Source organism: Streptomyces sp. AcH 505 (assembly GCF_000818175.1).
In the GTDB taxonomy this organism is placed as follows: Bacteria; Actinomycetota; Actinomycetes; order Streptomycetales; family Streptomycetaceae; genus Streptomyces.
This window is the reverse complement of the sequence record NZ_JTIY01000001.1, coordinates 6624371-6631288: the sequence shown is the minus strand read 5'-3', so window position 1 is coordinate 6631288 and position 6918 is coordinate 6624371. Positions and strand designations below refer to the sequence as shown.

Below are 6918 nucleotides of genomic sequence, written 5' to 3'. Positions count from 1 at the left end.
TCGACGCGGTCTTCGCCGCGGGGCTGATCGGCCACCTGCCGCATCCTGCGGCGAATCTGCGCGAGCTGGCCAGGGTCGTACGGCCGGGCGGCCGGCTCGCGCTGTTCCATCCGGTCGGCCGGGCGGCGCTCGCCGCCCGGCAGGGTCGCGCGCTCACCGATGACGATCTACGCGCGGAGGCCAACTTGCGCCCGCTGCTCGCGGGTTCGGGGTGGCGCCTGCTGTCGTACGCCGACGAGGACGGCAGATTCCTCGCCCTGGCCGAACGTGAACAGCGGATCACGAGCTGACTGCGGAAACATCCGGAGTCTCGACGTCCGCGTTACCCACTGGTTAGGGTGCGCCGACAACGATTGGACAGGGAGGTGCCGTGGCCGGGACGGAGGAGTCCGCCGACGACGACGCGCTGTATGTGCTGACCGCCGTCCTGCTGACGCCCGCGCAGTTCCCGAGCGTGCTCGGCGACGACTATCCGCAGGCGTGCGGGGCCCTCGGTCTTGAGCCGTACGCGCGGGGCTACGGTCTCGTCTTCGGGCAGGACGGCGACGGGGCGCGCTGGACGGTCGCCGTGGACGACGTGTCGCTGGTCGCGGTCGCCATCGCCTCCTGGGACTGCGGGATGGAGTACGACCTGTCGCCCCCGGAGCGCACGGTCGTCTCCGCGCTCCCCGGCTGGCCCGTCGCGCTGGCGGTCGCCGCACCCGGCGTACCTGATCCGCACGATCCCGAGCCGGACGGCGAACCCGGCCCTCAGGGCGTGGAGCTGCCGCTCACCCCGCCCGACGCGGAGAGCTGGGGCCCGGCGCAGCGGCGGCTCGGCGCTGACGAGATCGCCCTGCAGTGGGCGATCTGGCGGGAACAGTTCGACAGCGACGGCTCCGAAGACGCCCCCGCCGAGGAAGACACCGACGCGGACCCCTCCGACGACGCCGCCGATTCCGACGATTCCGTCGCGGACGGCGATTCCGGCGAGGACGGCGATTCCGCCGAGGACGCGGCCACGGACACCGACGGCGCTCCAGGGGCCACCGACACCGAGGAGCCGCCGAAGCCCTCCCACCCGGGCGTACAACGCGTCCTGAAGGAGCTGCACGGCTATCTGGCGTCGCCGCCCCCGCTCGGCCGGATCCGCTCCAGCTTCGCCCCGGGCGGCGCGCGGACCCTGCGCGCCGACGGCCCCGGCTGGTCGTTCGTCGCGAGGACGGACGACATCGCGTTCATCCTGCTGGACGAGGAGCCCGCCGAGGTGCTGCCGGTCGGCCGGGGCACGGAGCTGCCGGGGCTGCTGCGCTCCCTGGACGAGATCGCCGTACGCCCGGCCTGAGCGACGTCGCGGGGCCGGGACACCGAACGACGGCAGCACAACACTGCGGGCCTGCTTGTTCGCAGGTCCGCAGTGTCGTGCTGTAGTCAGTGGCCGGTCGCCGAGCCGGGGCTCAGCGGCCTATCTGATTGCGGTTGATCCGACGCAGCCTGCGGCGCTGCGAGGGGTCCAGCGTCAGATATGCCACCGCCGGAATTCCGACCACGATGAGCAGAGCGACCCAGAACGGGAGAAATATCCACAGGAAAAGGCCGACGGCCACTCCCCCGATAGCGATCTTTGCCCTTGTCGACATCTTCGACGCCTCCTCCGCGGCTCTTGCCGCTACTGCTGAGTGAACGCGTACGAGCGCCCACCAGTTCCACTATGCGTCCGCGCGCAGCGGTTCGCCGACTCCGTGCAGATGTCCGAGTGCCTGACGGTACGAGTCGATCAGTCCCGTTTCGGTGTACGAGACCCCCAGCGACCGGCAGTGGGCGCGCACCAGCGGCTGGGCGAGCCGCAGGTGGGGGCGGGGCATGCTGGGGAAGAGATGGTGTTCGATCTGGTAGTTCAGACCGCCGAGGAACCAGTCGGTGAGCGCTCCGCCGCGGATGTTGCGCGAGGTGAGGACCTGCCGGCGCAGATGCCCCCAGCTCGCCGAGGTCTCCGGGTCCGGCATCTCCATGCCCTTGTGGTTCGGCGCGAAGGCCATGCCCAGGTGTAGTCCGAGCAGCATCTGGTGGACCAGGAGGAAGACCACTGCCTGGCCGATGCTGAGCGTGGTCAGCAGGAGGGTGAGGTACGCGGCGACGTGCACGGCGAGCAGGGTGCCCTCGACGACCCGCTGGCGGGTCGACATCCGGTTGTCACGGCGGGAGAGGACGGCCTGGAAGCCCGCGACCTTGAGCGCGATGCCCTCCAGCGTGGTCAGCGGGAAGAACAGCCACGCCTGGTTGCGGGTGAGCCAGGCGCGCAGCCCGGTGCGGCCCGCGGTCTGGCGCTGGGTGTGGACGAGGACGTCGGCCTTGACGTCCGGGTCCTTGTCGACGTGGTTCGGGTTGGCGTGGTGCCTGTTGTGCTTGTCGTTCCACCACTCCTGGCTCATGCCGAGCAGCAGATTGGCGTGCACGAGCTGCACGATCCGGCCTTTGGCGCGGTCGTTGGTGATCTGCGCGTGGCCGGCGTCGTGCCCGACGAAGGACATCCGGGCGGACAGGACGGCCAGCGGCACCGCGAGGAGCACCGCCCACCAGGAGGGGCCGAGCAGGATCATTCCGGCGACTATCGCGGCGAGGAACAGCGCGTTGACGGTGATGCCCCGGGCGTACCACGCGACGCGACGCTCCAGAAGACCCTGCTCCCTCACCACTCGCAGGAGGGGCGCGAAGTCGCTGCCGGCACTGCCGGCGCCCGCGGCTGGGTCGGGCACTGGCTCCGCTACGGGGGCGGCGGCGGTGGCTTGGGGCATGTCGGTCTCCGGTCTGTCGGCCGATGCTCGGGGTGAGGTGAACGCGCTTGATGCGTTGACCTGTTGAAACGTACGGGGCTGCGAGGCCGACGGGCCATGGGGCCACCACCCGTCAACGGTGGGGGTTGTCCCGGGAGTGGAGGTGGTGCTGGCTACACCCCGTCCGCCCGACTGTGACTCAGGCCACAGTCACACCACGCCCGCGCGGATTCGCGGTGGGGTACTCTCGGCGGCTCCGACCCGCAGTAGTCAAATTTGAGGAATGCGTCTTCGCTGTGCACGAACCATCCGCGACAACGCTCCCCCGGATCTCCGAACTCGCCGAATCCTCCACGGTCTTCCTGCCTGCGGACCCGGCCCGCACCGGCCGGATCGCCTACTGGCGCCCGGACGGCACCGAACCGCCTCACGGTCCTGGCTCCGTCGAGGAGTTGACTGTCGTCGACTCCGACGCCCACCCTCTCATGGTCCGGGCACTGGTGGTGCCTGTACCGACAGCTCTGCCCCTACTGACCAGGGCGCGGGCCTCCGGGCACGCCTCACCAGCGACCGCGTTCTGGGGCGCAGCGGCGCTTCTGGCGCTTCAACTCGCCGCCACAGGAAGGCTGTTGCCCGGTCTGACTGGTTCGGACCACGACGCGTGGCGGGCGGGCCCACTGACCCCCGACGACCGGCTGCGCATCCAGGCACTCGCCGCCGCCATGCCACCCACCGCACACGCCGTCCCACTGACGGTGTCCACACCGACCGCCGGACCGCTGCTCCCCCACCCCGAAAGGCTGTTGAGGGATTTTCTCGACGCGGTGGCGGACGGCCTCGTCCGCACTCCCGCGGCGGAGTCGGCGGCCGGGCACGCCGCGTTCACCGCTCCTGACCCGCAGCGTCGGCCCGAACTACGTGGCTGGGCCACGGACATGGCGGCCGGTCATGACGCCGGAGTACGGATCTCGTTGCGCATCGAACTGTCCGGCGAGCGGGATGGTGTGACGGAGCCCGGATTCCGCGCCGTGGTGCAGCTGCACAGTGTGAGTGACCCGGCGGTCGTGGCCGACGCGGCCGACGTGTGGTCGGCGCCGACCACCACCGGTCCCGCCGGGGCGGGCTCCGGTCCCACCGCAGCCGCCTTCGGTCCCACCGCCACGATGGACGCCCTGCTGGCTCTGCGCAGGGCCGCACACGCCTGGCCACCGCTCGCACCGCTGCTGTCGGCCGCCGTGCCCGACGCGGTGGAACTCGCCGACGAGGACATCGGCGAGCTGCTCGGTGAGGCGTCGCGCGCACTCGCCGCGACCGGCACCCAGGTCCACTGGCCGAAGGAAGCGGCCCGGACGCTCACGGCGCGTGCGGTCGTCGGCCCCCCGGACGGCGACACGGCGGACGGCAACGCGGCGGACGACATGCCGTCGTTCCTGTCGGCCGACACCCTGCTCGCCTTCAACTGGCGCTTCGCGCTGGGCGACCAGCAGCTCACCCGCGCCGAGATCGACCGGCTCGCCGAGGCCAGGCGGCCACTGGTCCGGCTGCGCGACCGCTGGGTGCTCGTCGACCCCGCGCAGGCGCGGCACGCCCGCGACAGCCAGGACCGCACGCTCACCCCCGTCGACGCGCTCGGCGCCGTACTGACCGGGGTGACCGAGGTCGACGGGCGGCCCGTCGAAGTGGCGGCATCGGGCTGGCTGGCCCGGCTGCGCGACCGGCTCGCCGACCCCGAGTCCCCCACCGGCGCGGCGGGCCCCGAGCAGCGCGTCCAGCAGCCGGCGGCCCTCACCGCGACGCTACGCGACTACCAGCTCCGCGGTGTCGACTGGCTGCACCGGATGACGTCACTCGGTCTCGGCGCCGTGCTCGCCGACGACATGGGGCTCGGCAAGACCATCACCCTCATCGCACTCCATCTGCACCGGCAGACCGAAGAGGCGGCGGCGGGGCCGACGCTGGTCGTCTGCCCCACCTCACTGATGGCCAACTGGCAGCGCGAGATCGAGCGGTTCGCGCCCGGCACTCCCGTACGCCGTTTCCACGGCGCTTCCCGGGACCTGGGCACGCCGGCCGACGGCGAGTTCGTACTCACCACGTACGGCACGATGCGTCTCGACGCGCCGCGACTCGCGGAACCGCTCTGGGGGCTTGTCGTCGCGGACGAGGCCCAGCACGTGAAGAACCCGTACTCCGCGACCGCGAAACAGCTGCGCACCCTCAGGACCAAGGCCAGAGTGGCGCTGTCGGGCACACCGGTCGAGAACAACCTGTCCGAGCTGTGGGCGATCCTCGACTGGACGACACCCGGACTGCTCGGTCCGCTGGGCGCGTTCCGCAACCGTTACGCCAAGGCCGTGGAACGTGGCGCCGATCCGGCGGCGGCCGAACGGCTCGCCGCGCTCGTACGCCCCTTCCTGCTGCGCCGGCGCAAGTCGGACCCGGGGATCGCGCCGGAGCTGCCGCCCAAGACGGAGACCGACCGCGCCGTGTCCCTCACCACCGAACAGGCGGTGCTCTACGAGGCGGTGGTACGGGAGATCCTGGCGGCGATCGCCGAGGCCGACGGCATGGAGCGCCGGGGTCTCGTCGTCAAACTGCTGACCGGGCTCAAGCAGATCTGCAACCACCCGGCGCAGTACCTCAAGGAGGAACGGCCGCACATCCCCGGCCGGTCGGGCAAGGTCGAGCTGCTGGACGAACTCCTCGACACCGTCCTGGCGGAAGGTGCGGGCGTGCTGGTCTTCACCCAGTACGTGCGGATGGGCCGGCTGCTGGAACAGCATCTGACCGCCCGCGGCATCCCGCACCAGTTCCTGCACGGGGGCACCCCCGTAACGGCCCGCGAAACCATGGTGAACCGCTTCCAGGCAGGTGAAGTGCCCGTCTTCCTGCTTTCGTTGAAGGCCGCGGGTACAGGTCTCAACCTCACCAGGGCCGAACACGTCGTGCACTTCGACCGCTGGTGGAACCCCGCCGTCGAGGCGCAGGCCACGGACCGCGCGTACCGCATCGGGCAGGACAAGCCCGTGCAGGTGCACCGGATGATCGCCGAAGGCACCATCGAGGACCGGATCGCCGACATGCTCGCGCGCAAACAGCAGCTCGCGGACGCCGTGCTCGGCTCGGGCGAGGCGGCGCTGACCGAACTGACCGACGCCGAACTGGCGGATCTGGTGGAGCTGCGGGGGGACGCCCGATGACGGAAGCACCGTATCCGGACGACACGACGGGCGCGGGGTACGAGGACGACCGCGCCGAGCGGGTCTTCGCCGCGCTGCCGCCCGCGCACGGCCGCGGGTTCGCCGAGAGCTGGTGGGGCAGGTCCTGGCTGAAGGCCCTGGAGGACACCGCGCTCGACGGCGCGCAGTTGCGGAAGGGGCGCGGCCAGGCGCGTGCGGGGGCGGTCGGCGCGGTGTCGGTACGGCCGGGCCGGATCACCGCCGTCGTACGGGACAGGGACGGCACCGGGCACCGCAGCGACGTACTGCTGCGCCGGCTGAGCGACCGGGAGTGGGACCGGTTCCTGGCCATGGCGGTGGAGCGGTCGGGGCATATCGCGGCGCTTCTCGACCGGGAGATGCCGCCGGACCTGGTGGAGGACGCGGCGGCCGCAGGGGTCGAACTGCTGCCCGGCATCGGGGATCTGGAGCCGGAGTGCGGCTGCGAGGCCTGGGACCACTGTCCGCATTCGGCCGCGCTCTGCTACCAGATGGCACGGCTGCTGGACCAGGATCCGTTCGTCCTGCTGCTGATGCGCGGCAGGAGCGAGCGCCAGGTCCTGGACGAGCTGCAGAGCCGCAGCTCGGCACTGGCCGCCCGGATCCCCGACGACAGCGCACCGGAGGCAGAGGAGCCCGGCGTACCGGCGTCGGCGGCGTTCGCGGCCTGGAACACACTGCCGCCGCTGCCCGCTGCGCCGGCACCACCGCAGGAGCCGGGGCTGCCTCCGGACCTGCACACCGACAACGCGCCACCGCCGGAACTCGACACCGACGCCTTGTCGTTCCTCGCGGCCGACGCGGCGGCGCGCGCCCTGCGGATGCTGACCGAAGCGCTCACCCCGGGCCATGAACACCAGCCCCTGACAAGTAACTTGACGGTACGTCAGGACAGCGTACGGCTCGCGGCGGCAGCCCCCGACGGCCGCGTGCTGTCGCGGCTCGCG

6 protein-coding genes are annotated in these 6918 nt (G+C 71.6%); 4 read left to right on the top strand and 2 right to left on the bottom strand.

Going from position 1 to position 6918, the window contains the following annotated elements; genetic code table 11:
* Both HY68_RS29065 and HY68_RS29060 read left to right on the top strand, forming a co-directional pair.
* On the top strand, nucleotides 1-290 hold a 290-nt coding region (locus HY68_RS29065), incomplete at its 5' end, for a methyltransferase domain-containing protein (RefSeq protein WP_041994422.1).
* Nucleotides 291-370: 80 nt separating this feature from the next.
* A complete protein-coding gene (locus HY68_RS29060) occupies nucleotides 371-1324 on the top strand; it encodes a hypothetical protein (RefSeq protein WP_041994419.1) in 954 nt (317 codons plus the stop codon).
* A 112-nt stretch (nucleotides 1325-1436) separates the two neighbouring features.
* Here HY68_RS29060 and HY68_RS29055 read toward each other — a convergent pair whose 3' ends face one another.
* The gene (locus HY68_RS29055) at nucleotides 1437-1619 is read right to left on the bottom strand and encodes a hypothetical protein (protein ID WP_041994416.1); all 183 of its coding nucleotides are present in this window, start codon (nucleotides 1617-1619) and stop codon (nucleotides 1437-1439) included.
* A 69-nt stretch (nucleotides 1620-1688) separates the two neighbouring features.
* The gene (locus tag HY68_RS29050) at nucleotides 1689-2774 is read right to left on the bottom strand and encodes an acyl-CoA desaturase (protein WP_041994413.1); all 1086 of its coding nucleotides are present in this window, start codon (nucleotides 2772-2774) and stop codon (nucleotides 1689-1691) included.
* A 275-nt stretch (nucleotides 2775-3049) separates the two neighbouring features.
* Here HY68_RS29050 and HY68_RS29045 point away from each other — a divergent pair, with 275 nt between their 5' ends.
* Both HY68_RS29045 and HY68_RS44190 read left to right on the top strand, forming a co-directional pair.
* On the top strand, nucleotides 3050-5953 hold the full coding sequence (locus HY68_RS29045) for a DEAD/DEAH box helicase (protein WP_041994409.1): 2904 nt from the start codon (nucleotides 3050-3052) through the stop codon (nucleotides 5951-5953).
* On the top strand, nucleotides 5950-6918 hold a 969-nt coding region (locus tag HY68_RS44190; protein ID WP_041994406.1), incomplete at its 3' end, for an SWF or SNF family helicase. The genes HY68_RS29045 and HY68_RS44190, both read left to right, overlap by 4 nt.

Bases quoted from the DNA above. Each gene is read 5' to 3' on its own strand.
- HY68_RS29055 (WP_041994416.1), bottom strand. From the start codon at position 1,619: ATGTCGACAAGGGCAAAGATCGCTATCGGGGGAGTGGCCGTCGGCCTT.
- HY68_RS29050 (WP_041994413.1), bottom strand. From the start codon at position 2,774: ATGCCCCAAGCCACCGCCGCCGCCCCCGTAGCGGAGCCAGTGCCCGAC.